Consider the following 23999-nt stretch of genomic DNA (forward strand, 5'->3'; position numbering starts at 1 on the left):
AGCCTCCGTAGCTCAGTGGATAGAGCAACCGCCTTCTAAGCGGTTGGCCGCAGGTTCGATCCCTGCCGGGGGCGCCAGGTCAGACCCTATTTCTGCCCTTCACGCGCAACAGATGCACAACAGCGGTCAGTTCGACTTCACCACGGCCTCGTAGTGATGAATCTGCCCGTGGCGGTTGAAGATAGGCGTGATGGGGGTTTCGAGCCGGACGTTGGTGCGGTCGCCGAAGCTGACGGTGACGTTCTGGGCGGGGCTCAACTTGAGCGACCGAGGCAGGATCAGCCGGTAGAAGTTCTGGAACACCAGCGAGCTGGCGAACGGTTCCAGCTTGCCGTCCAGGTGCTCGGTGGTCACGGTCCCGTAGACCACCCGGGTGTGGGGCACACCGTCGCGCTTGAAGTTGACGGTGATCCGGTCGCGCCCGATCACTGCGCCCTCACGCGGTAGCGGTTGAGCACGATCTGCTCTGCGAGGTTCCAGCCCTGCCAGCCGCCGCGCATAGACACGCTGCCTACGTCGGACGCGAGCTGTTCGGGGTTGGCGACCAGACGCGCTGTCGCGGTGACGATCACCGCGGCGATATCCTCGGCGGGCTCGACTCCGGTGAACCCCCGGCCCCGGGTGTAGCTGCGCGCCAGCGCGGTGATGATGGCGGCGTGATCCCCGGCCAGGGCGACGGCCTCGGTGTTGTCGCCCTGGCCGAGAAACTCAGCGACCTGCTGGCCGGTGACGGCCACGGCTCACGCCTCGGTCAGCAGGGTCACGGCCTTGTTCTGCAACAGCGCGGTGTCCCAGCGGCTCACGACGCGGATACCGATGCTGTCGTAATCGCCCCACGTCTGGTCGAGAATCTTGACCTCGGCGTTGACGTCGCGGGCCACGACGACCTTGGACATGTCGACCAGGCCGACGCGAGCCTTACCGGGCGCTGTGCCGGTGTTCGCGATGTTGTCGGTGATGATGACCGGCAGGCCCAACAGGCGGAAGTCGGTGCCGTTCTGGATGGTGTTCGGGTCGATGACGTAACGCCGGTCCCCGGTGCCGACCTTGACCTTGCGGACCTTGGCGAAGCTGGCCGCGGTCATCACCCAGTGCGTCGGGCTGACCTTGTTGCCCTGCGCCTTGGCCAGGCCGTCGATGAGCGAATCGGGGTCGGTGAGGTCCAGGACGCCGGTCTCGATGCCGGTCTGGCGAAGGATGCCCTTGATGGTGTTCGACGCGCCGGAACCGTCCCACAGCGCGGCGTCGAGAGCGTTGGCCACGTCGGTGACCAGGCGGGTCCGCAGCACGCTTTCCAGCCCGACGACCGAGGTGCGGATCAGCTCGTTGGAGAGCTTCACCAGCACCTTGAGGCCCTTGAGCGTGGAGGGCAACAGCGTGACCTCATCGAAGGCCACGTCGCCGTCACTGATCTGGGCACCTTCGGCGACGAACCCGGCGCTGACGCCGTTGACGATGCGCGGCACCCGGACAGGCGCGCTGGAGTCGAGCACGACCGGCCCCGCGGCCAGGAACGTCGATGCCTGTTCGAGCGGCTGGACCAGCAGGTTGGCGACCTGGGACTGAATCAGGGTGGAATTGCCCGAAGTTACTTCGATGGCCATGAGTGAAAGTCCTTACACAGCAGGGGATTTCGATATTCGGAACCCGTGCCGCCAGGACAACGATGGGGCCGGTCCGCCAGGAACCGACCCCATCACTGTACCCCGTGGGGGTATCAGGTCATCGACTTGAGCGTGCCCAGCAGCGAGAACGGCTCCGAGGAACCGCCGCGGTTGCCCTGCCCGATGTCCCCGGCAGGTCGGCGGCTGGCCAGGTGCGGCTTGTCGGTCAGCAGCGCGTCGATGGCCGCGGTCAGGGTCTCGGCGTCGTCCAGGTGCTCGGCGTCGAACGGCAGATCGGACGGGTCGGCCAGCCTGCCGGTCGCCCGGACCAGCTCGGTATGCAGCCGCTGCGCGTAGGCGTCGGCCTGCTGTGCACGCTGCCGGTAACGCCCATTCTCCTGACGCAGCCTCTCCACGACCGACCGGGGGAACGTCTCGCCGTCGCCGTCGCCGGTATCGGCGGCGTCGTCGGTGCCCTCGGTGGCGGGGTCGTCGGTGCCCTCGGCGGCCCCGGCGTCGGGGGTTTCGTCGGTAACCTCGACGTCGGTCTCGGTGGTGGCGGTCATGCTGACTTCCCTTCTGTGGTAACGACTTCCATCTGACAGTTGCAATTGAAGTGCCGCTTGAAGTGATGACCCTTCGGGAACACCCGACCGTCCTCGGCCCACCGCGTACACCGCTCGCAGGGGTCGGCGTCGAGCACCCGCCGCCACCCGGTGACCTGCGGTAGGCGGTTGACGATCTCGACGGTGATGGCCTGCCCGGTGTCCAGCGGTTCGGAGCGGGCCAGCCGTTCCAGCCGCATGGCCGCCGTGTCCTCCGGGGTCGTCTCATCCTCGGCGCGGTCCTCGTCGTCGTCGGCGGCGGCGCGGTCCTCGTCGGCCTCCGGCTCCGCGTCGGTGTCCTCGACGGGCACGTCGTCAACGTCCTCGGCGTCGTCCAGGTCATCGAGCACGGTGGCCACCGCCTTCGTCAATCGCTCCGAGTCGTCGCGGGGGGCGATACCGGTCGGCGGTTGCGGTTTCCCAGTTGCGCGCTCCACCTGAGCCGCGACGAACAGATCGGCCAGCGTGGTCGCCGCCGCGTTGGCCGTCGCAATCACCGCCGCGATGGCCTCGGCCGCCGCGTTGGGTCCGGCACGACCAGCCAGATACGCCGCATAGACCGTCAGGACCGCCGCCGCCGTCTCCCCGGCGAGGTCGTCGGTCAACCCCTGGTAGTTCTCGACGCTCGTCGTCACGCCGCACCGCCTTGCAGAAGGCTCAGCCCGGCACCGTCGAGCGCCTCGGCGCGACGGGCCACCCGGATCGCGGCGATGTCGTCGTCGGAGTAACCGAGCTTCGCCAGGGCGTAGGACGCGGGCAGTAGACCGGCCTGGTGGAGCTTCACCACGGCGTCGGCCTCCTGCGCCACGCTGCGGGTCGCCGCGTCAGCCCACTGGACCCGTGCCTCAACCTGCGCCGGGTCCACCCCGTCGCGGACGGCAACGATCAGCTTGGCCACCTGTTCCCAGGCCCGCCCGAAGGTCGCCTGTCGAGCCTCGGCACGGGCGGTCAGGGATGCCTCCGCAGCCCGCAGCGCGTCGGCCGACGCCGGGTTGTCGGTGAAGACACCCACGTAGTGCGCGGGCAGCGTGGACACCGCCATGATCTGACCGAGGATTACCCGGACGCTGGCCTCATAGCCGGACAGGTCGGCGGCGTTGAGTTGACCAAAGGCCGCGTTCTCCGACTCCGAGATCATCGCCCGATGGCCCTCCGGGATCGGGTTGACCTCGGTCATGATCGGCTGGTTGTCCTCATCGAGCACGGGGTCGCCGTCCTCATCGAGCAACGGTTCCTCGGTCAGCTCGATGCCGGTGGCCCAGCGCCGCGGACGGCCCACGTATTCCGAGGTGACCATCATGTCGGCCAGGCTCTTGTTGAGCGCGTCGACCAGCGGCTTGAGATCGTCAATCTCCGAGCTACCCCAGTCGCCCACGATGCGGTCGGTGTTGGACAACCGGACCACCGGCACCACGCCCAGCGGGTTGGGGATCACCTCGACGGTGTGAAACCCGTTGGCCACCGCGCCCTGTTGATCGGCCCGCAGGCGGCGAATCTCGTCAGGCCCATAGACGACGGCCTCGGTCGTCTTGCGCGCCGTGTCCTCCCACCGCTTCACCGCGGCGACGACCTCGCGGCTGCCGGGGTCGGTCAGCACCGCGACCTGCTTAGCGGATTCGACGGTCACCCGGGGCCGACCGAGGCGGTCCACCCACACGATGACGTAGGAATCGCCCAGCAGCAGTGCTTCCCGGTGCGCGACACCACTGGTCTGGTCGAGATCGTTGCGCAGCCAGTCCGGCCACACGTCGGCCGCGTCCCCGGTGAACCCGGTCACCCGCAGCCGTTCGGCCAGCGCGGTTACCGCCAGCCGGGGCAGGTTGGACGACATGAGCCCAAACCTGTTGCCCAGAGCCACCTTTGCCTCCGGCGACAGGAACGCCAAGGGCTGGTTGCCGGAGTAGTAGCGGTCCAGATCGGCATACCGGGCCAGGGGCTCGTTGAGCCGCTGCAACAGGTTGGTCAGCAGTTCGGTCTGTGTCTGAGTTGGGGCGGTCATGATGCGAAACTCCGTACTCTCTTGCGGTTCTTCTGTTGGTGGAACGCCGCCCGGTCGAACGCCACGATGGCGGCGACGGCGGCGTCGATCTTCCGAGGACTTCCGCGCTTGTCCTTCGAAACCAGGTCGCCCAGCGGGGTCGATTTCGCCACGCAGTGCGCGACGTGGGCGGCCATCCGGGAATCACCGTCATGGGTCACGGCTTTAGTGGCCACCGCCTGATACAGCCGGTCGGTCGCCGGGGCCATCCGCTGCGCGTTCGCCGTATTCCATTCCAGGACGCGGCGCTCGCCGTGGCGCTGTGCCCACTGCTCAATCTCGCTGCGCCAGCCCCACGGGTCGGCAGCCAACTCGATTACGTCGAACTTCTGGAACGCCATCTGCACGGCCATATCGACCTCGGCCCGCGGCACCCGCCAGCGCGGATCACCGGGGTTGGCCCACAGCCCCTCAAGCCAGAGATAGCCATCGAGCGTGCAGCCGACCAGCGCGGTGGAATCACCGCTGGCGCTACCGTCGAACGCCAGGATGACCTTCTCCCGGGGCTGCACAGCCCGCGGACCCTCGCAGGCGTCCCACATCCCCCAGGGCAACCACGACTCGACGCCGGTCACCCACTGGCCCAACCGAAGCTGACGGAACACCGGCTCACGCAACGTCCGGCGCGCCGCCTCGATCCCGTCCTCGGCCAGGAACGGTTCCTCACACGCCAGCGCCGGGTTGGCCGCCAACCATGCTTTGCGCTCGGTGGTCGGGCACCCGTCCGGGGCCGCGAACTCTTTGAAGTAGAACGACGGGTCATCACCAGCGCGGCCATGCTCGACCAGCCGCCACATGATGCAGTCCGGCGACGACGACGGCGTACTGATCGCCAGAGTCAGGCTCTCGGGCCGCTTTCCCGACACCGAGGTCACCGCCTCCCAAACCTGCTCGGTGACGACGTGCAGCTCATCCACGATCAGCAGCGACGGGTCATGCCCGTGCAGGGCACCCGGTTCAGCCGGCAACGGCAACAACATGCTGTCGTTGTGCGGCACCACGATCTTGTCGGCGAACACCTGCGCCCGGTCAGCCAGCTCCGGGCTCAGCTCGATCATGCGCTTGGCCATCCGCAGCGTGATGTTCGCCTGACGCTGATCGCTGGCGACCACCAGCACCTCGGCACTGGGCGGGCCGACGAACAGCTCGGCCACCGCCAGCATGGCCGCCAGGCCGGTCTTGCCGTTGGCCCTAGCCACCGACACGAGGCCGGTGCGGATGCCCGGCGCGAACGCCTCGGTGATGATGTCGCGCTGAAACCCCCGCAGCCGCACGGGATCACCGGCACCGACACCCTTGGGCACCCGTAGGTGCTCACCGATGAACCGCAGCCGCCGGGCTGCCCGGTCCTGCGGGTACTCGGAGAAGTCCAGCGGGGCCGCCTTCACCGTCCCCTTCGGCCCGGCCCTCACAGCGCAGCCTTTGCTAGGGCGGGTTTGCTGTTTGCTGGCCCCAGCGCAGCGGCCCGGATTTCGGTGTGTAACTCAGACTTTGCCCTACGCCACGGGTCCGATAGGCCCCGGGCAGGGGTCATCCCCCTGGTCTCGCGTGAGGGGCGTGTTTGCTGGCCGCGTGCGGGAGTTTGCTGGGACCGAGCAGCACCACGGGCACGGTTGCACGGGCCGCACACAACGTCCACGTCTTGCAGCCGGATGCGCTTCCCGGCGGCCTTGCGCGCCCATGCCTCCGGGGTGTGGTCGCACTGTAGATCGTCGGTGCCGAGGCAATCCGAACACCAGGGTTGGAGACGCCGCGCCCTGGCGCTGAGACGCGCCCAGCTCGCATCGTAACCACGTTGGTGGGCCGACACCTTCGGACTCGACGGCCTGGCGTGCTCCGGGCAGCGGGGGCCGTCGCACGGTTCCCCGCACGTCAAACACGGACGCAACAGGCCGGTCACTGCTCACCGCCCCCTTCGGAGATGCGTGCCAGCAGCCGCGAACGCAGCCCGTCGAGCACCTTCTCGGGATGTCCGCCGCTCACCTTGGTGAGGATGTCCTTGAGCATGAACAACAGCGACGACATGATGGCGTCCTGGTCGTCCTGATCGGACAGCACCGCATCGACGCCCTCGATGTCGCCGCGGATGTATGCCTCGACAAGCGCCGTCGCCGCGAGCATCGCGTCGAGGTGATCCGTGTTCGATTCCATAGCTCTAGCCTTCCAACTCGGGGTGAAGCGCCAGCAGTTCCGGCGACCAGCGGCACGTCCATTCGTGGCCACCGCTGCACTGATAACGGGCCGTGAGCATCGACCCCGGCCCCGGCCACTCGATCTCGTCGGGCTCGGTGAGCGTGTCCCACCGCCCGCAGCCGCACTGTTCGACACAGCTCCGGCAGTAGTCCGGGAACCCTGTGCTCGTGTCCTCGATCTCTGTGGTCACTGCTGTCCTCTCTCTCACTCGACGCAGCACGGCGCAGCATTGGTGCAGCACGGCGTGCAGCATGGAAAAAACATGGTCTGATCTGCGGGAAGATCGAAACGCAGCACGCGCAGCACGATTTGGGGTGATCCACAGCGGTCCCACCGCTCGCTGACGCACAAAAGTGCAGGTCAAACAAACAAAGATCGTGATGTTCCTCCGTGGAGAAGCTGCGGCACATGCTGCGTTTCGCACGAAATAGTGCTGCGCGTGCTGCGTTTCGGGGTTTTCCGAGCTCAGCGGCGCTTTCGGCGATGCTGCGCCCCCATGCTGCGCCCGTGCTGCGTCGTGCTGCGTCGTGCTGCATCGAGAGCTGTGGGGTCATGCTGCCTCCCATCGCAGGTCTGCGGCTGTGGGATGGACGTAGATCACCCGGGCGCCGTCTTTGCGCCCGATCACGATGAGGTTGAAGTCAGCCAGCATGTCCAGCACCGGATCACGAGTGCTGTTACGGCGCAGCACTTTTGGACCTCTACCGCAGGTCTCGCGCAATCGCAGCGGAGAATGTGGGAACACACGCTCGCAGCGGCGCAGATAATCGAAAGACGCGGTCAGGTCGCTGAGCTTCACCCCGCCCGTGTCCGCGACGCCGAACGCCGCACGGGTGTGGGCGGCGAAGAACTCACCGATGCGCCACGCGGCACCGACCGTCTCGCTGGACACCAGCATGTCGGCACCTGCTGCACCGTGCGCGGCCATGTGCAGCAGCAGGGCAATGCGGATCACCCGGCCCACATGCTTACCGCCCCACGCTTCGAGATCGCCGGACAGATCGCCGTCGCCGGTCAGCCGCCGCTCGACGCGGCGCTCGATGTCGGCAATCTCAGTGCGAGCCTCGGGGCTGAACTTCACTGCCGCCGGGTCGCCCTCGCGTTCGTGCAGTCGCCGCGCCAGGTCGGTCAGCGCGGCGGCGTAGGCGGCGCTGACATGTTCGGGCACCGACACCTTCTGGACGGGGTCGCGGTGGCCCACCATCGAACGGGGCTGCGAGATCGCCAGCCGCGCATGCAGCCCGAATCCCCGGAATCGTTTGTCGGCCATCACCTCGGCCAGCACGGCGTTCTGCACGGTGAGGCAGACCGTCAGCGCGGGGCAGTCGATCACCTCACCGACCCGGCCCAGGCGGTCCACGATGATGGGGTCGCCCGCGTAGCCCTTGAGCCAGGCGTCGAGGTTGGCCATGCCGCGTGAGTATCGACCGGCCAAGGTGCCGAACATGCCGCCCTCGGCGCTGATCACGGCCAGGCGGCCCCGGTTGGCGGCCAGGCGTGCGTTCAGCGCCTCGGGGGTCACGTCGTCGGCCAGCAGGCGCGGCAGTTCGGGAACGTCGATCTCGTCGGCAGCGGCGGCCAGCTTCGCCGCGTACTCGACGGGATCGACGCCCGCATACGGGTCGCCGCTGGGAGCCTCGTCGTCACTGCGCCGGGGCTTGCCTTTCGCGGCTTCACGCTCAGCGTGGGCGGCGCGGGCATCGGCAATGCGCTTGCGGGTCAGCGCCTCGGTGCGGCGCGGTGCAACGGCTTCGGCCATGCCCTTCTCCGCGGCGTGCAACGGCTCGATGATCTTCTTGAGCGCCGGGCTCTTGCGCTCCGAAGGTTCGGCCACCGTCACCAAATGCAGGACGGACACCTCACGCCAATCGTGGTCCACTTCGGCCTCCACGGTGCCGCCGCACGCCGCGGAGAGCGCGCCGAGGGCCATCGGGCCGACCATCGCGGTATCGACCTGTAGCGCCGCGGAGACCGCATCGACCATCGCGGCATACGGACCCGGCAGATCGGGGACCGGAAACGGCGGTAACCCGTTGATGCGCAGCGGCATCGGCTCGCCGTCGAACAGCGCGGCAACCTCGCGTCCACGTTGCTCGTGCTGCTCCCAGGTGCCGGAGAACGGGTTGTAATCGGGGTCATCTTCGGTGCGCCCCTTGCCATCCCGACGCGGCGAACTTGCGGTAGACTTCGTCATGTGTTCCTGTCTCCTCGGGAACCTGTGTTGATCTCGCCCCGCTGGGCCGCTTGGTTGCGTACCGAGCCCAGCGGGGCGAAGGGTTTTCAGGGGGTGTCGGGTGCGAGTGCCAGATAGGTGTCCCGGATTTCGTAGAGCTGCCCGGACGGCGGCAGAACACGCCAATCGAGGGCACTTCCCCAGTAGAGCTCGCTGTCCACTTCCGTCAGCTCACCATCGGCGACGATCATCGGTCTGCCGTTGACGCTCCACGCAATGATCGGCGCTACGTAGCCATCGCTGAACTCGACGCGGTGGCCCAGAGTCTCGGGGATCATCGGCTGGCCGTAATCGCCGCGGGAATAACGGGTTTCATCAGCGCGTCCAGGTCGCTGAGCTTAAACAGGTAGACCGAACCCGGCTTATCGCTGGCGCGGTAGGCGGGCAGGTCGCCCTTGAGCGCCTTGTCTCGCAGGGTGAATTCACTCAAGCCCGTGTAGATCACGGCGGCACGCATTTGAACGTACTTGGGACTGATCGGGGCTGTGGTTGTGGCCATCGCAGAAACTCCGAGGTAATCGGTCGGTTTCTGCGGGCGTACCTGAGCCGACGCCGTGGCCAACGTCTCTAGCTGCCCCGCTGCGGTCCGCTCTTCGCGCCCGGACTCTCCTAGCCGTGGAATCCGGATTGCCGCCCATACGGGGCTGCTACCCGGAGACTTCGCGCCGCTCGCCACTCTGAGCCATTGCGCGCCGTCACAGTGGACAGTACACGATGATCGAGAACAGGCGAGAACCTATGGCGATGAATTGGCCTGTGGCGCAATAAGGTTAGTTACCCGACATAGGAGGGTTAGTCACGGCTAGCGCCGAGAGGCGGTCAGCCAGGGCGTCGGCCCGGCCCTCCGCGGTGTGCTGGTAGCGCATGCTCATGTTCGGCGAGGTGTGGCCCAACCGGTCCATCAGCTCGCGCAGCGTCGCGCCGGTCTGAGCGGCCATCACGCCTGCCGCGTGGCGCAGATCGTGGAAATGTAGCTCGGGTTGCCCGATCATCTTGCGGGCGGTGTCCCAGTGGCCCCGGAAGTTCCATTCGCCGTGAAAGCTACCCGTAGCCGGATCGGTGAACAGCAGATCCTCTTTGCCCTTACCGACGTGGTGCTTGAGGTGTTCCAGGACGTCGGGCCGAATATGCGGGGGGACGCTGACGACCCGCTTGCTCTCGCGGGTTTTCGTCGGCCCCGCCTCGAATCGTTGCTCTCGATACGTCACCGCCCGCTCGACGCTGACGACGGACCCGTCCGCGGTCACGTCGCAACGCCGAAGCGCGAACACCTCGCCCTTGCGCAGACCACACCACCCGGCGAGCAGGACCGTCAGCCGAAGCTCCATAGGCATCGCGGCTGCCAGCTCCGTCAGTTGTGCGGCGTCGAGCAGGATCACGCTGCGCCTGGCGTGCTTCACGCTGCCAGCGCCGCGGATGCGACACGGGTTCTTGTCGATCAGGTCGTCGGACAGGGCGGTGTTGAACACTCCGTTCAGCACCCCATACGCCTGTGCGTTGCGGGTCTCGTGCTCGTTGCCCAGCCCGGCGAACCACGACCGCACATGCTCCGGGGTGACCTCCGTCAGTCCCAGGTCTCCGAGGACGGGGAGGATCAAGTTGTCGAGCTGGGACTGATACAGGTCACGGGTGCGCCGGGCGAGCTTGGTCTTGTTGGCCAGCCAGGTCTTGGAGTACGCCCGAAGAGTCAGCTTCTCAGCTTGCCGCTTGGCTGCGCGTTCGGCGGGCGGCGACCAGGTGCCCGGCGTCAGCCGGTCCAGCTCGATCAGGTGTTCCTCGGCGTCGAGCCATGAGGTCGCGGCCTGCTTCGTCGGGAACGTCGCTAGGGCGCGGTGGAGAACCCCGTGATGGTTGTAGCCCGCAGACCACCGCCCCGAACGCTCCTGACGGGCACGACCGAACGACAGCCGTTTCGGAGGTGCCTGTTTCGTCGCCTTGCGTGCCGCCATCGGGAGCCCCTCGGTTCACCTAGATTCTGCACAACCCGTGCACAACAGTGACCCTAACGCACTCCAACAGAACCTCACAGATCAAAACAGGCGTCAGTGCAGCTAGTTGGCAGTATTGACCCGTTCGGCGAGGTGAACGATGGTATTGCGCGGCCCTGTCCGGCTAATTCGATCCCTGCCGGGGGCGCTTTCCGTTCCGGGGACGCGTCGAGTGTGCGTCCAGGGCGGCGAATCGGCGATATCGCCGCCCTCACCGCACACTCGATGGAAGGCGAAGCCTTCTAGACGCCGGCCGGCTCGAACGTCTTCGCCAGGAAGCCCAGCAGCACCTCGTTGAATTCGTCGGCGTGGCTGACCGTGATGCCGTGCGGTCCACCGGCGATGATGTGCAGCCGGCTGTCGGGAAGCATCTCGTAGGTGCGCCGGCCAGAGCCTTCGAACGGCACGGTCGCGTCGCTGTCGCCGTGGATGACGAGGCTCGGCACCGTCACCTTGGGCAGGTCTTCGCGGAAGTCCGTTCCGCCGAAGGCCGCCAGACACGCCAGGGCTGCCGCCTTGCTCGCTTCGCCACACATCCCGAGCGCCCACTGACGCTGCTCCTCGGTGACGACGAGCTCGCCGTCGACGGAGAAGACGTCGGTCATCAGCTCGTCGCAGAACGTCTCCTGGTTCGACGTCAGCGCCGTCGCCATCTTCGCGGCCTGCAGCGCACCGAGCGGGCCTTCCGGGTTGTCCTTGCGGGCGGACATGAACGGCGTCACGGACGCGGCGAACACCGCGCTGTGGATCCGTTCGACACCCTTACGCGCGCAGTAGCTGGCGATCTCGCCGCCGCCCATCGAGAACCCGACCAGGGTCACGTCGCGCAGGTCGAGTTCCTCCAGCAGCGCGGACAGGTCGTCCGACAGGCTCTCATACGTGTATCCGATCAGTGGTTTGTCGCTACGTCCGAACCCGCGACGGTCGTAGGTGATGACCCGGTAGCCGGCATCGCGCAGGACGTCGACCTGCGGCGACCAGGAGTCGCTCGTCAGCGGCCATCCGTGGATCAGCACGACGGGGCGGCCGTCGCCTCCGGTGTCGTTGACGTGCAGGTCCGTGGTTCGGAGCGGGCCACGGTAGGCGGTGATCGCAGTCATGACCCGCGCTTACCCACGATGACGGCCTGCACCTACCTCGATGTGCCCTCAATCACTGGGGCAAGTCCGTCCAGCACCCGGGCCAGGCCGAACTCGTAGGCGTGTGTAGCGCTGTACGCGCTGTCGTGCGCGTGACCCGCGGCCGTACCCACGCGCACCGCGAGCGGAAACCGTTCGGCGTTCAACACCGTGGCCAACAGCGGCTCCGCCCGCTCCCACCACGTGTGATCGTTCATCCCACTGTCCTGCTGGGCGGCACGGGTGTCGATGGCGATCCGCGCGACCGATGCGACGAACCCGAGTACGTACGTCAACGCCGAGTCCATATCGAGGTCGGTGAGACCGAGTCCGTCGAATGCACGTAGCTCGTGTTCGTACTTCGCCGTCGTGCCGGGCCCCAGGGCTGGGCGGGTGCTCGCGAGTTGGACCACCCACGGATGCGCTTCGAGCATGGCGCGGTTCTCCGCGGCGACTACGGAAACCCTTTCCCTCCAAGTCATTCCAGACAGATCGGTGCGTGGCATCTGCAGGTGGACCGAATCGAGCATCAGGTCGAGAAGTTCCGCCTTGCCCGGGACGTACGTGTAGGTGGCCATCGGCGCGATGCCAAGTTTCGCCGCGACCGCCCGAATGGTGAGCGACGCGAGTCCGTCGGCGTCGGCGATCTCGATGGCTGCGGCGACGACCGCGTCCACCGATGTGCGTTGTTTCGGTCCGCGGCCCGCCTGGGCGTCCCCCGGCGCCCGCCACAGCAGTTCCAGAGTGCGCACCGGGTCCCCGGCGCTGCTTCTGTCCACAGGGCGATCCTAGCCCGTCACGACAGTTACGTACACTGTACAATGTACGATGTATGGAATTTGCCCTAAGGAGATCGAATGGTGCCCAGACCTGCACACGGTGGTTTCGCCCCCTCGCCGAGCGACGTCCAGGACGTCCTCGCCTGGTTCGATCGCTACGACGCACTGGCGGTCGGCAAGGACATCGAGGCCATGGCCGATCAGGCGATGTTCCCGCTCAACGAGGTCACCGACGGCTTCGCGGCGTCCTGCGACCGCGACAAGTTCGTCGCGCAGATGACCGAGCAGCTCGGCGGATCCGGGGAGGTCTCCATGAATTCGGTGCGCACGCCGCATTTCATCAACGAGAACCTGGTGTTCGTGATCACCGACGCGACCATCACCGCGGGTGAGTTCAGCCAGGCGGTGCGCTACGGCGACCTGCTGGTGAAGGCCGGCGGAGCGTGGAAGTTCCAGACGATGGTGCAGGGCGGCTGGGGCGAGTTCTAGCCTGGCCCAGGCATTCAGCGCCCAGCCAACTGCACGTTCGCCCATGCTGGCAGAGTTATGGCATGGCCGAGTACTGGAACCACAACACGGGCTACCATCCCTGGCTGAGGAGAATCGCCGCACAGCACCGGGGTGACGTGCTCGACGTCGGGTGCGGTGACGGCCTGCTGGCCGAGCGCCTCGCCCCGGTATCGCGATCGGTCACCGGCATCGACGCCGACCCGGCCGCGATGCATCGTGCCCGGGCTCGGCTCTCCACCACGACGAACGTTTCGCTCGCCGAGGACACTTTCGACGCCTACGACGCGGGCGACGCGCGGTTCGACCTGATCACGTTCGTCGCGACGATCCACCACATGGGCCTGCGCGCCGCGCTGCACAAGGCGCGGGAGTTGTTGCGGCCGTCCGGCGAGATCGCGATCGTCGGTCTCAGCGCGAACAAGACTGCGGCGGATTGGGTTTGGGCCGCGCTCTGTCTTCCTGCCGTGCGCATCGGATCGCGGCTGCACGACGAAACCCCGGACATCGGGGTCGTCATGACAGATCCGCGCGAGGACCTTCGAGAGATCCGCAGTGTCGCAGGCGACGTGATCCCCGGAGCCGACGTGCGGCGCGGGCTCTACTACCGATACCTGCTGCGGTGGCGCCGAACCGTAGGCTGACCCACGATGATGGCTTCCGAAGACGTCGACCGTCGCCTGGCCGTACAGCCGGAATCCGGTTACGTGTACCGCACGGAGTGGCGGGCGGCCACCGGCGACATCGGCAGTGACCTGACCCTGCGACTCGACGGCGTGGCCCGCTACATCCAGGAGGTCGGCGCCGAGAACCTCGTCGATGCCGGCGAAGCCGAGGACCACCCGCACTGGCTTGTCCAACGCACGGTCATCGATGTCATCGAGCCGATCGAATTCCCCAACGAGGTCTCGTTCAGCCGGTGGTGCTCGGCGTTGTCGACACGGTGGTGCACGATGCGTGTCGACCTCGTGGGCAGCGACGGCGGGCGCATCGAAACCGAGGGGTTCTGGATCGCCATCAACGCGAAAACGCTGACGCCGCAACGGGCGACGGACACGCTCATCGAGAAGTTCTCGACGACGACCGACGAGTACCGGCTGAAATGGCGGCCCTGGCTGGACAATCCCGCCGACACCGACGAGCAGATACCGTTCACGCTGCGCCGCACCGATATCGACCTCTTTGAACATGTCACCAACACCGCGTACTGGCACGCGATCCACGAGGTCATGGCGCTCGTCCCCGAGGCGTGCACACCGCCCTATCGCGCCGTGATCGAATACCGCAAGCCCATCAAGTACGGCGAGGACGTCGTCATTCGATGGCTGCGACGCGACGCAGAAGTTCACCTCGCGCTGACCGTCGACGGCGAGGTGCGGGCTGCGGCCTTGGTGAAGACGCTATAGCCCCGCGAAGTCTCGGTGAGTGAGACTTCGCATTGTTCCGCGTTCACCCGCCGTTCACCGTGAGCCCTGTCTTTATTAACGGCGGGAGGAACTTTTCCATGAACGATGCGTCCGGACCGCACGCAACGAAGCGTGCGCCAGAGCGACGCCGGAGTGCACTGTGGCGTGGCTTCGGCGTGGCCCTGACGGCTCTTGCGCTCCTGCTCGGCGCGGCAGTTCCCGCTGCCGCCGCCGAGCTGATGAGAGTCACCTTCGTGCGGCACGGTCAGTCGGCGGGCAACGCGTCGGGTTTGATCGACACGTCGACGCCGGGTCCTGTGCTGACACCGACGGGTCAGCTGCAGTCGCAAGCGATCGTCGGCACGTTGGGCGACAACAACTATGACGCCGTCTACGCGTCCACGATGGTGCGTACCCAGCTGACGGCGGCGCCGATGTCGCAGTACCTCGGGCTGCCGATCCAGGTGCTGCCCGGTCTGCAGGAGATCGAGGCGGGCGTCTTCGAAGGCACCCCCGAGAGCCAGGCGCAGAGCGGATACGGGCTCTATCCCCTTGCCTGGGCCATCCAGGGCAATCGTGATCTGCGCATCCCTCAGTCGATCGACGGCAACGAGTTCGACGCGCGTGTCGACGGTGCCCTGCAGACGATCTACGACAACGGCGACCGGAACCCGGTCATCTTCTCCCACGGCGGCGCCATCATGTTCTGGACGATGATGAACGTGCAGAACCTCACCGCGGCCGAGAAGATCGACCTGCTCAGGACGGCGCCGTTGAGCAACACCAACTACGTGATCATCGAAGGCAACGGCGAGGACGGCTGGACGCTCGTCAACTGGAACGGCAAGCTCTTCAGCCCCGAGCCGACCCTGAGCGCCGAGATCCGCCGTCAGTGGCGGACGCTGAACCGTCAACTCGCGGCCAGCGGTCAGCAGTTCTTCGACTCCTTCGAATCACGGGACTTTGCGACGATCGCAACGGCATTCAACCGCAGCGTCGCCGATGCGAAGCTCTCGTTCGCGAAGTATCACCGCGCGATCCAGGCGAAGGTGATCAGCGATCTAAGCAAGAAGTTCGCACCACCGGCCACCGAGGCCCCGGCGGTGTCGGCCGCGACGGTGTCTGCCTCGGTCGAGACCGTGGCGGAGGACGCGTCGCCGGCAGTCAGTGAGTCCGCGTCCGAACCAGAGGTCAGTGACGAGCCGCTGTCGAAGCGTTCAGCCACGAGGGAATCGGCGTCGACCGAGGACGACGACGTCGCGAAGCTCGAGGAGGAAGAAGACGCGGTTGTCGACACGGAGGACGAGGCCGATCAGGACACCGACACCGTGAGCGATGTGTCGGAGGACTCGGACACCGACGACGCCAGCACGGCTGATTCGGACACCTCCGATGCGAGTGACACCGACTCCGGTGAGGGCGGCGGTGACTCTCAGCGCGACGCCGCATGAGAGACGCACGCTGACGGTCGGCCCCTTCCCCACCCGGGAAGGGGCCGATCTTGCATGTCGGCAAAGCACTGTCACCGGCGCCGCGGCGGCCCTACCGTGACGAGGTGGCTGTACCCGCTGACGCACCGACGTCGATGGTGGACCGCGTCGCGCTGATCCTCGGGGCGTTCGACCGCGCGGGCGAGGTGCTGCGCCTCGATCAGGTGGCCGCCCGCGCCGGGTTGCCCCGCTCGTCCGTACACAGGATTCTCACCCAGCTGCACTCGGCCGGTCTGCTGCAACACCTGCCTGACGGATACCGGTTGGCGGCGTCACCGTTGACGACGACGCGCACCGGGGATCATTCCGCGCTGCGGGGAGCGGCGGCGCCGGTGCTCGAACGCTTGCATTCCGACACCGCACTCGTCGTCCACCTTGCCGTGCTGGTGGGCACGGATGTCGTTTATCTGGACCGGGTTTCGGGTTCCGCCGGGGGTGTCGCGGTGCCTGCCGGTGTCGCGGATCGCACCCCGGCGCATGCGAGCGCACTCGGCAAGGCGATGCTGGCGCTGTTGCCTGGCGAAGACGTGGATGCTCTCCTTCGCGAGCCGCTCCGCAAGAGCACCCCGGCGACGATCGCCGACCTACCCACACTGCATCAGGAGCTGGCGCGCATCCGGTCCCGGCATGGTCTTGCCTACGACGACCAGGAGCTCGCGGTGGGGCTGGCGAGTATCGCCGCGCCCATCCGTGTCCCGGACGGCGTCCTCGCGGGCCTCTCGCTCACCGGTGCCGCACCCGCTCAGCACCTGAGGCGGACCGCTCCGTTTGTCACGAGGGCCGCGCGCGGTATCGCGGAAAGGATCGGCGGCCGCGTCGCACCGGGGGCCCTTGCCGCCGTCACCGACGACATGCTGTCCCGGGTACTGCGGACGTTGTCGTCCGACGACTGGGTGTGACCGCTACCAGATCAGGTCGTCAACGTTGAGCCCCAACGCATATCGGCCGGCCACGGCAAGTACCTGTTCCACATTGCTGGCCACGTGCTTGCGGGCGGTCTGCACATCGCGCCAGACCCGTTCGAGCACTTGTCCATCGACCTCGTCGTCCGCCACGCCGTAGACAGCTGTCCTGACGGCGCGCACCGCGCGGTCGCACGCCATCACCTGATCCCGCCGCGTTCGCAACACCAACTCGGCATCCGGGTAGCCGCCTGCGCGCACGCAGGCTACAAGGTCGGCCACGTTGCGCCGGATCTGCATGAGCGACAAGACGATATCGGCGGCCGACATCGCAGTCGCGCCCAGAGGATCCGAATCAGCTGCCGGAGAGCAGATCTCCAGTGCGCGTTGGGCCGCGCCGAGCAGCGGCATGGTGCCGGCCAGCGTGAAGACGGTGGGCTGCGGGAGCCTGTCGAGCGCGGTGGCGTCGGCGTTCTGCTCCGTGTGCAACCAGCTGAAGGTCCGGTGGTTGGGGACGAATGCGCCGGAGACGAAGACGTCGTCCGCGCCGATCCCCCTCAGACCCAGGCCATTCCATGTCGATTCGACGACATAGTCGGATCTCGGAACCAGGACGGCGAGAAAATCCTGGGCCGCGCCGTCCGAACCGATGCGCAGCGCCGCCGCGCTCAGCCACGTCGAGTGGTGGGCGCCGGTGCATCGGCTCCATCGGCCCGACAGTGTGAACCCGCCCTCGACGCGGTGCAGACGCCCGGTCGGCGCATAGGACGAGCAGAGCAGCGCGTGCGGATCGGCACCCCAGATGTCGCGCAGCACGCGCTCGTCGCGGATCGACAGACCCCAGCTGTTCAGGCCGAGCCACCCCGCCAGCCAGCCCGTCGACGTGCAGGCCCACGAAAGTTCGCGTGTCGCGGTCAGATACACGTCGGGGTCTGCGCCAAGGCCACCGAAGGCCGGTGGTTGCAGCAATGCGAAGTAACCTGCGTCCTGCAGGAGGCCGATCACCTCGGCGTCGACGGCCCCGCGCCGATCGACGTCGGACGCCGACGCGGCAATGGCCGGCAGAAGGTCCCTGACCGCGGCGAGGACGGACTCCGGCGACGGACTTGCCCTCACCGCCGCTCTCTCCGTGCCACGATCATGCTTACCATCTACCGCCGTTCGGGAAGGTACATATGGCCCACACCGGGCTCGACGTTCGCGAGTTCGTTTCGCGCATACTCGATCTCGCCGCAACCGACAGCTCACGGGCCTGGCAGACCCTCGTGTCTGATCTCGGCGTCCTCGAGGTCGGCGAGTATCCCCGAAGTGTCGTCGCATGCCATCACGGCCGCGGTCATCTCGACGCGGGACGGCTGACAGGTCGGTGGCCCGGTGTCGTGGGGGCCCGGCAGGCACACTGGCTGATCCTGCCCGCACGGGACACGATGGCGCACCGTGTGCTGGTTTCCCGCAAGGACGCCACGATCGAGGCGACCGGGGGCTATGCCGCCCTGGATGGAGCGGGCGTCGCCGACGTGACCGTCACCGACCTCGCGGTTGATCCCACACGGATTGTCGGTGGCGGCGCGGACGCGGGCGTCCTCGCGGCGGCCGGGGCGGCCGCCGTCGTCGTGGGCTCCGCCAATGGCCTGTGGCACAGCCATGTCGAACGGCTGCGTACACAGCTGGCGTCGTCCTCCGACGCGATCACCGATGCGGTGGCGGCACAGGTCGCCGCTGCCGCTTCCGACATCGATGCGGCGCGGCTGCAGATCACCGAGTTGTCTTCGTACCGGCAGGCCATCGCGAGGGCGCGCGCTGCTGCCGACCGGCTCCTCGAGCACAGCAGGCACGCCCTCGATGCCTCGCATCCGGTCACGCTGCGGTGGCGTGAGGTCGACCTCGGCAGCCGCCTAGCCGTTCGCGTGCTGGACGGACTTTCCACGCAGTTAGGCTGACCGGGTGTCCGATCTTGTACTGACGCAGGTCGAGGACCGCGTCGCGCTCATCACCATCAACGATCCCGACCGGCGCAACGCGGTGACCGCGGAGATCTCGGCGGCGCTGCGAGCCGCGGTCGACGCGGTCGAGGCAGACCCGGGTGTGCACGCCGTGATCGTCACCGGGGCGGGCAAGGCGTTCTGCGCGGGCGCGGACCTCACCGCTCTCGGTGAGGCTGCCGAGGACGGACTGAGGGTCATCTACGACGGCTTCCTCGCGGTTGCCGACTGCACGCTGCCGACGATCGCTGCCGTCAACGGCGCCGCGGTCGGTGCCGGCCTCAACCTGGCGTTGGCCGCCGACGTCCGTATCGCGGGCACGGCCGCCATGTTCGATCCGCGTTTCCAGAAGCTCGGCATCCACCCCGGCGGCGGTGCCACCTGGATGTTGCAGCGGATCGTCGGTCCGCAGGTCGCCCGCGCCTCGCTGCTGTTCGGGATGCGTTTCGACGCCGAAGCGGCGGTGCGTCACGGTCTCGCCCTTGAGGTCGCCGATGATCCGGTGGCCACGGCGCGGGCTCTGGCGGCCGGTCCCGCGAGCGCTCCGAGGGAGGTCGTCGTCGCGACGAAGGCCTCGATGCGGGCCACCGCCAATCCGGGCACCGTGGATACCGAACAGCACCGGCTGGCCGTCGACATCGAGATCGGCCCGCAGGCAGCGTCGATCGAGTCGCCGGAGTTCGCGGCCCGCCTGGCCGCGGCCAAACGCAAGTGAGCTAGGTGGCCAGCGCGACGATCCGCTCGGCACGCCGCAGCACGGGCATGTCCACCATCTGGCCTTCGAACTGGAAGACGCCGCGCTCGTCGCGGGCGGCGGCCAGCACACGCCGCGCCCAGTCGGCTTCCTCGTCGGTGGGCGCGTAGCCGTCGCGGATCACTGCCACCTGTGTCGGATGGATCGCGACCTTGCCGTCGAATCCGACGGCCACGGCGTCGTCGGTCTCGTCGCGCAGCCCGTCGAGATTCTTGATGTCGAGGAACACCGAGTCCAGCACGAGGCGTCCGAAAGCCTTGGCCGCCAACAGTGTCTGTGAGCGGACGTGGCGGGCGACCTCGCGGTAGGAGCCGTCGGGATACCGGTTGGCCGTTCCTCCCAGCGCGGCGAACAGATCCTCGGCACCCCACATCAGCGCGTACGTGTTGTCCACCCGCGCCAACTCGACGACGTTCAAAGCGGCCAGCGGTGTCTCGATCAGCACGATCACGTCGAGCGGCGCCAGCGCGCTGACCTGTTCGGGCAGTTCTGATTTCGCCAACATCACGGTCGTGTACCGGGTCCCGGCCAGCGCCTGCAGGTCGAGCGGATGGTCGGGGGTGCCGACCGGGTTCACCCGCACGACGGTGCGCGACGGGTCCAACGGGGTCTGGGCCAACGCCTCACGGGCTGCCGCCCGATCCTTGGCCGCGACACCGTCTTCGAGGTCGAGGATGACGATATCGGCGGCCGCCGCGGCCTTGGCGTAGCGCTCCGGCCGGTCGGCGGGACAGAACAGCCACGCGGTTCCGGCTACCAGACTCACAGTGATTCCCCTTCGGGTCGCTTGCGCACCATGGTCTTTCGCGACGCCGTCGCCACCACGTCACCGTGCTGATTACGGCCGACGTGGCTGAACGTCACGATCCCCTCGCCGGGACGGCTCTTGGATTCGCGCTTGTCGGTCACCTCGGTCTCGGCGTAAAGCGTGTCGCCGTGGAACAGCGGCTTCGGGAACGCCACCTCGCCGAACCCCAGGTTGCCGACGATCGTGCCCTGGGTCAGCTGCGCGACGGACAGTCCGACCAGTGTGGACAGCGTGAACATCGAGTTGACCAGACGCTGGTTGAACGGCGGCAGCGCATCTGAGAACGCGGCGTCCAGATGCAGCGCCTGGGTGTTCATCGTCAGCGTCGTGAACAGCACGTTGTCAGCTTCGGTGATGGTACGACCGGGCCGGTGCTGGTACAGCACACCGGTTTCGAACTCCTCGAACCACAGGCCCCGCTGAACGACGATCTTTTTCTCCGTCATTACAGGCCGAGCTCCCGCCCGATCAGCATCAGCTGCACTTCTGTTGTCCCCTCGCCGATTTCGAGAATCTTGCTGTCCCGGTAGTGCCGAGCGACCGGGTACTCGTTCATGAAGCCGTAGCCGCCGAAGATCTGCGTGGCATCACGCGCGTTGTCCATCGCGGCTTCACTGGAGATCAATTTGGCGATGGCCGCCTGCTTCTTGAAAGGCTTGCCCGACAACATGAGTGCTGCCGCGTCGTAATAGGCCGCCCGCGCGACATGTGCCCTGGCCTCCATCCGGGCGATCTTGAACGCGATGGCCTGGTTGGTGCCGATCTTGCGTCCGAACGCCTCCCGCTCCTTGGCATACTTGACGCTCTCGTCCACGCAGCCCTGCGCCGCACCCACCGACAGCGCCGCGATCGCGATGCGGCCCTCGTCGAGGATGCGCAGGAAGTTCGCGTAGCCGCGGCCGCGTTCCCCGAGGAGGTTCTCCTGCGGCACGCGCACGTCGTCGAAGCTCAGCGGATGGGTGTCCGAGGCGTTCCAGCCGACCTTGTTGTAGGCGGGTTCGGCGGTGAAACCCTCAGTGGGCACGGGCACCAGGATCGACGAGATCTCCTTCTTGCCGTCGCGCTCCCCGGTCACGGCCGTGACGGTGACGAGCTTGGTGATGTCGGTGCCGGAGTTCGTGATGAACTGCTTGGAGCCATTGATGATCCAGCTCGACCCGTCCGATTTCGCGGTGGTCTTCGTTGCGCCGGCGTCACTTCCGCCACCCGCCTCGGTGAGACCGAACGCGCCGAGCGCCTTACCGGAAGCCAAGAGCGGCAACCACTCCTGCTTCTGGTCTTCGTTGCCGAACCGGTACACCGGCATCGCGCCGAGCGACACCCCGGCCTCCAGCGTGATCGCGACGCTCTGGTCGACCTTGCCGAGTTCCTCGAGCGCGAGGCACAACGCAAAGTAGTCGCCGCCCATACCGCCGTACTCTTCGGGGAACGGCAGGCCGAACAGCCCCATCTCCGCCATTCCCGCGACAACCTCGTAGGGGAAGGAATGCTCTTCGTCGTGTTTGGCGGCCACCGGTGCGACGACGCTCTGGGCGAAATCGCGCACCGTCTTGGCCAGCTGCTCGTAGTGGTCGGGCAGGGTGCCCGTCGCGAGAAAATCGCTCATGCTTGCGGCTCCTTGGTTGCCGTTATCCGGGCCAGCACCTGACCCACCTTCACCTGTTCGCCCGCGCCGACCAACAGTTCGACGACCCCGTCGACGGGTGCCGACAGCGCGTGCTCCATCTTCATCGCCTCGACCGTGACCACGACGGTCCCCGCCGTCACCGTGGCCCCGTCCTCGACACCGACGGCGACGACCGCGCCCGGCATCGGGCTGGTCAGCTCGGCGTCACCGCTGAGCTCGTCATCGGGACGCACCGGGGCTTCGCGCACCTCTTCGACCATCACCACACGGCCATGGCCTGCCAGCCACACCTGCCCACCGGTTTCGGCGACCGCGTGTTCGGTGCGTAACCCGTCGATCGTGACCGTCAGTGTCTCGCCGGCCAAAGATGCAGCCAGCGTGCGCGTTTCGCCACCTTCTACGGCGACCGTCGCGTCACCGGGTCGCCCGGTGAGCCACACGTGGTCGGTGCGTTCCCCGGCACTGAGCCGGAACGACGTGGGCGCGCGGCCGGCGATGCGCCACCCGGAGGGGACTGCCCACGGGTCACCGGGCGTCGCAGGCCACGACCGCAACCATCGGTAGGCGGCCGCGGCGATCAGGTCGTCGTCGGACGGCGCGGCGGGGGCGAAGTCCGGCAGCCGGCGGTCGAGCAGCCCGGTGTCCAGATCTCCCGCCACCACATCGGGATCGGCGAGCAGGAAACGCAGGAATTCGACATTCGTGGTCACCCCGAGCACCGCGGTGTCGGCCAGCGCAGCATCGAGTGCCCGCAGTGCTGCGGACCGGTCATCGGCGTGCGCAATCACCTTGGCCAGCATCGGGTCGTAGTCGCTGCCGACGACGGTGCCCCGGGCCAGCCCGGAGTCCACCCGGATACCTGTCCCCGCGGCCTCGCGCAATCCGATGACGTCGCCACCGGTCGGCAGGAACCCGCGTGCGGGGTCCTCCGCGTACACGCGGGCCTCGATGGCGTGCCCGTCAAGCACGATGTCACTCTGGGCGATCGGCAGCTTCTCCCCCGCCGCGACGCGCACCTGCAACTCCACCAGATCCAAGCCGGTGACCATCTCGGTGACGGGATGTTCCACCTGCAGACGGGTATTCATCTCCATGAAGAAGAATTCGTCGGGTCGGTCGGCGGAGACGATGAACTCGACCGTGCCGGCACCGGTGTAATCGACGCTGCGGGCGGTGTCGCAGGCGGCGGCACCGATCCGGGCGCGCGTCTGCGGATCGAGCAGGGGCGACGGCGCTTCCTCGATGACCTTCTGATGGCGACGCTGCAGGCTGCATTCTCGTTCACCGAGGTGCACGACGTTGCCGTGGTTGTCGGCGAGTACCTGCACCTCGATGTGCCTGGGGTTCAACACGAACCGCTCCAGGAACAACGTGTCATCCCCGAACGCCGACGCGGCCTCGCGCCGCGCGGACGCCAGCGCCGCAGGCAGCTCTGCGGCATCATGTACGACCCGCATGCCCTTGCCACCGCCGCCTGCTGACGGTTTCACCAGCACCGGGAAGCCGACCTCCGGTGCACCCGCGATGAGGTCGTCGTCGGTGAGGCCGGGCCGCGAAATGCCCGGAACCACTGGGACGCCGAATGCGGAAACCGCTGCTTTAGCCGAGATCTTGTCGCCCATGGTCTGAATGGCGGTCACGGGCGGGCCGATGAACGCCACCCCGGCCGTTTTGAGGGCATCGGCGAATTGGGCGTTCTCGGAGAGGAATCCGTAACCCGGATGAACAGCCTGAGCGCCTGTGCGACGAATGGCATCGAGCAGTGCCTCTACCGACAGATAGCTCTGCCGTGCGGGTGCAGGACCGATGCGTACCGCCACGTCGGCCTCCGCCACGTGCCGGGCACCGGCGTCGGCGTCACTGAAGACCGCGACGGAGCGGATGCCCATGGCGCGCAACGTGCGGATGACCCGGACCGCGATTTCCCCGCGATTGGCAACGAGAACCGTATCGAAAGTCACCAGT

27 protein-coding genes and 1 tRNA gene are annotated in these 23999 nt (G+C 67.3%); 8 read left to right on the forward strand and 20 right to left on the reverse strand.

Features of this window, described 5'->3' with window-relative positions; genetic code table 11:
- Position 1 precedes the first annotated feature (1 nt).
- Positions 2 to 77: transfer RNA gene (locus P9A17_RS24660), tRNA-Arg, on the forward strand.
- Positions 78 to 126: 49 nt separating this feature from the next.
- On the opposite strand, the gene P9A17_RS24665 is transcribed toward P9A17_RS24660, so the two are convergent.
- The 15 genes from P9A17_RS24665 to P9A17_RS24735 all read right to left on the reverse strand — a co-directional run bounded on the left by P9A17_RS24665 (position 127) and on the right by P9A17_RS24735 (position 12558).
- The gene (locus P9A17_RS24665; RefSeq protein ID WP_278041371.1) at positions 127 to 429 is read right to left on the reverse strand and encodes a hypothetical protein; all 303 of its coding nucleotides are present in this window, start codon (positions 427 to 429) and stop codon (positions 127 to 129) included.
- Complete coding sequence (locus P9A17_RS24670; protein WP_278041372.1) at positions 426 to 737, reverse strand: hypothetical protein; 312 nt, start codon at positions 735 to 737, stop codon at positions 426 to 428. Before P9A17_RS24670 ends, P9A17_RS24665 begins: the two co-directional genes overlap by 4 nt.
- A gap of 3 nt (positions 738 to 740) precedes the next feature.
- Positions 741 to 1604 carry a phage major capsid protein gene (locus P9A17_RS24675; protein WP_278041373.1) on the reverse strand — a complete coding sequence of 288 codons (864 nt, stop codon included), beginning with the start codon at positions 1602 to 1604 and terminating at the stop codon, positions 741 to 743.
- Between the two features lie 113 nt (positions 1605 to 1717).
- A complete protein-coding gene (locus P9A17_RS24680; protein WP_278041374.1) occupies positions 1718 to 2170 on the reverse strand; it encodes a hypothetical protein in 453 nt (150 codons plus the stop codon).
- Positions 2167 to 2844, reverse strand: coding sequence for a hypothetical protein (locus P9A17_RS24685; RefSeq protein ID WP_278041375.1), 678 nt, complete (start codon positions 2842 to 2844; stop codon positions 2167 to 2169). Before P9A17_RS24685 ends, P9A17_RS24680 begins: the two co-directional genes overlap by 4 nt.
- Positions 2841 to 4208 carry a phage portal protein gene (locus tag P9A17_RS24690; RefSeq protein ID WP_278041376.1) on the reverse strand — a complete coding sequence of 456 codons (1368 nt, stop codon included), beginning with the start codon at positions 4206 to 4208 and terminating at the stop codon, positions 2841 to 2843. The genes P9A17_RS24685 and P9A17_RS24690 overlap by 4 nt, the downstream gene beginning before the upstream one ends.
- Positions 4205 to 5659 (reverse strand): terminase large subunit, encoded by a 1455-nt coding sequence (locus P9A17_RS24695; protein ID WP_278041377.1) that lies wholly within the window; start codon positions 5657 to 5659, stop codon positions 4205 to 4207. The genes P9A17_RS24690 and P9A17_RS24695 overlap by 4 nt, the downstream gene beginning before the upstream one ends.
- 484 nt (positions 5660 to 6143) lie before the next feature.
- A complete protein-coding gene (locus P9A17_RS24700) occupies positions 6144 to 6398 on the reverse strand; it encodes a hypothetical protein (RefSeq protein ID WP_278041378.1) in 255 nt (84 codons plus the stop codon).
- Between the two features lie 4 nt (positions 6399 to 6402).
- Positions 6403 to 6630 (reverse strand): hypothetical protein, encoded by a 228-nt coding sequence (locus P9A17_RS24705; protein WP_278041379.1) that lies wholly within the window; start codon positions 6628 to 6630, stop codon positions 6403 to 6405.
- 360 nt (positions 6631 to 6990) lie between these two features.
- Positions 6991 to 8634, reverse strand: coding sequence for a YfjI family protein (locus tag P9A17_RS24710; protein WP_278041380.1), 1644 nt, complete (start codon positions 8632 to 8634; stop codon positions 6991 to 6993).
- An 86-nt stretch (positions 8635 to 8720) separates the two neighbouring features.
- Positions 8721 to 8951 (reverse strand): hypothetical protein, encoded by a 231-nt coding sequence (locus tag P9A17_RS24715; RefSeq protein WP_278041381.1) that lies wholly within the window; start codon positions 8949 to 8951, stop codon positions 8721 to 8723.
- Positions 8948 to 9172: a DNA-binding protein gene (locus P9A17_RS24720; RefSeq protein WP_278041382.1), complete on the reverse strand. Its 225-nt coding sequence runs from the start codon at positions 9170 to 9172 to the stop codon at positions 8948 to 8950. The genes P9A17_RS24715 and P9A17_RS24720 overlap by 4 nt, the downstream gene beginning before the upstream one ends.
- Positions 9173 to 9443: 271 nt before the next feature.
- The gene (locus P9A17_RS24725; RefSeq protein WP_278041383.1) at positions 9444 to 10622 is read right to left on the reverse strand and encodes a site-specific integrase; all 1179 of its coding nucleotides are present in this window, start codon (positions 10620 to 10622) and stop codon (positions 9444 to 9446) included.
- A gap of 281 nt (positions 10623 to 10903) precedes the next feature.
- On the reverse strand, positions 10904 to 11761 hold the full coding sequence (locus P9A17_RS24730) for an alpha/beta hydrolase (protein ID WP_278041384.1): 858 nt from the start codon (positions 11759 to 11761) through the stop codon (positions 10904 to 10906).
- Positions 11762 to 11793: 32 nt separating this feature from the next.
- Positions 11794 to 12558, reverse strand: coding sequence for a TetR/AcrR family transcriptional regulator C-terminal domain-containing protein (locus P9A17_RS24735; protein ID WP_278041385.1), 765 nt, complete (start codon positions 12556 to 12558; stop codon positions 11794 to 11796).
- Between the two features lie 78 nt (positions 12559 to 12636).
- Between P9A17_RS24735 and P9A17_RS24740 the strand changes: the two genes are divergently transcribed.
- The 5 genes from P9A17_RS24740 to P9A17_RS24760 all read left to right on the forward strand — a co-directional run bounded on the left by P9A17_RS24740 (position 12637) and on the right by P9A17_RS24760 (position 16860).
- Positions 12637 to 13047 (forward strand): nuclear transport factor 2 family protein, encoded by a 411-nt coding sequence (locus P9A17_RS24740; protein ID WP_278041386.1) that lies wholly within the window; start codon positions 12637 to 12639, stop codon positions 13045 to 13047.
- A gap of 62 nt (positions 13048 to 13109) precedes the next feature.
- Complete coding sequence (locus P9A17_RS24745) at positions 13110 to 13709, forward strand: class I SAM-dependent methyltransferase (protein ID WP_278041387.1); 600 nt, start codon at positions 13110 to 13112, stop codon at positions 13707 to 13709.
- A 6-nt stretch (positions 13710 to 13715) separates the two neighbouring features.
- Positions 13716 to 14471 carry an acyl-ACP thioesterase domain-containing protein gene (locus tag P9A17_RS24750; RefSeq protein WP_278041388.1) on the forward strand — a complete coding sequence of 252 codons (756 nt, stop codon included), beginning with the start codon at positions 13716 to 13718 and terminating at the stop codon, positions 14469 to 14471.
- A 98-nt stretch (positions 14472 to 14569) separates the two neighbouring features.
- Positions 14570 to 15922, forward strand: coding sequence for a histidine phosphatase family protein (locus P9A17_RS24755; protein WP_278041389.1), 1353 nt, complete (start codon positions 14570 to 14572; stop codon positions 15920 to 15922).
- A gap of 104 nt (positions 15923 to 16026) precedes the next feature.
- Positions 16027 to 16860 (forward strand): IclR family transcriptional regulator, encoded by an 834-nt coding sequence (locus P9A17_RS24760; RefSeq protein ID WP_278041390.1) that lies wholly within the window; start codon positions 16027 to 16029, stop codon positions 16858 to 16860.
- 3 nt (positions 16861 to 16863) lie between these two features.
- Here the strand turns inward: P9A17_RS24760 and P9A17_RS24765 are convergent, their stop codons facing one another.
- Positions 16864 to 17979 carry an acyl-CoA dehydrogenase family protein gene (locus tag P9A17_RS24765; protein ID WP_278041391.1) on the reverse strand — a complete coding sequence of 372 codons (1116 nt, stop codon included), beginning with the start codon at positions 17977 to 17979 and terminating at the stop codon, positions 16864 to 16866.
- A 59-nt stretch (positions 17980 to 18038) separates the two neighbouring features.
- Here P9A17_RS24765 and P9A17_RS24770 point away from each other — a divergent pair, with 59 nt between their 5' ends.
- Both P9A17_RS24770 and P9A17_RS24775 read left to right on the forward strand, forming a co-directional pair.
- Complete coding sequence (locus P9A17_RS24770; protein WP_278041392.1) at positions 18039 to 18803, forward strand: hypothetical protein; 765 nt, start codon at positions 18039 to 18041, stop codon at positions 18801 to 18803.
- A gap of 4 nt (positions 18804 to 18807) precedes the next feature.
- Positions 18808 to 19560, forward strand: a complete 753-nt coding sequence (locus tag P9A17_RS24775) for an enoyl-CoA hydratase (RefSeq protein ID WP_278041393.1) — start codon at positions 18808 to 18810, stop codon at positions 19558 to 19560.
- Position 19561: 1 nt separating this feature from the next.
- Here the strand turns inward: P9A17_RS24775 and P9A17_RS24780 are convergent, their stop codons facing one another.
- The 4 genes from P9A17_RS24780 to P9A17_RS24795 are packed head-to-tail and all read right to left on the reverse strand — an operon-like array spanning position 19562 to position 23995.
- A complete protein-coding gene (locus P9A17_RS24780) occupies positions 19562 to 20365 on the reverse strand; it encodes a CoA ester lyase (RefSeq protein WP_278041394.1) in 804 nt (267 codons plus the stop codon).
- A complete protein-coding gene (locus P9A17_RS24785; RefSeq protein ID WP_278041395.1) occupies positions 20362 to 20853 on the reverse strand; it encodes a MaoC family dehydratase in 492 nt (163 codons plus the stop codon). Before P9A17_RS24785 ends, P9A17_RS24780 begins: the two co-directional genes overlap by 4 nt.
- Entirely contained in the window at positions 20853 to 22013 is a 1161-nt protein-coding gene (locus P9A17_RS24790) for an acyl-CoA dehydrogenase family protein (protein ID WP_278041396.1), read from the reverse strand. The genes P9A17_RS24785 and P9A17_RS24790 overlap by 1 nt, the downstream gene beginning before the upstream one ends.
- A complete protein-coding gene (locus P9A17_RS24795; RefSeq protein WP_278041397.1) occupies positions 22010 to 23995 on the reverse strand; it encodes a biotin carboxylase N-terminal domain-containing protein in 1986 nt (661 codons plus the stop codon). Before P9A17_RS24795 ends, P9A17_RS24790 begins: the two co-directional genes overlap by 4 nt.
- Positions 23996 to 23999 lie beyond the last annotated feature (4 nt).

Source organism: Mycobacterium sp. 236(2023) (genome assembly GCF_029623955.1).
Classification (GTDB): Bacteria; Actinomycetota; Actinomycetes; order Mycobacteriales; family Mycobacteriaceae; genus Mycobacterium.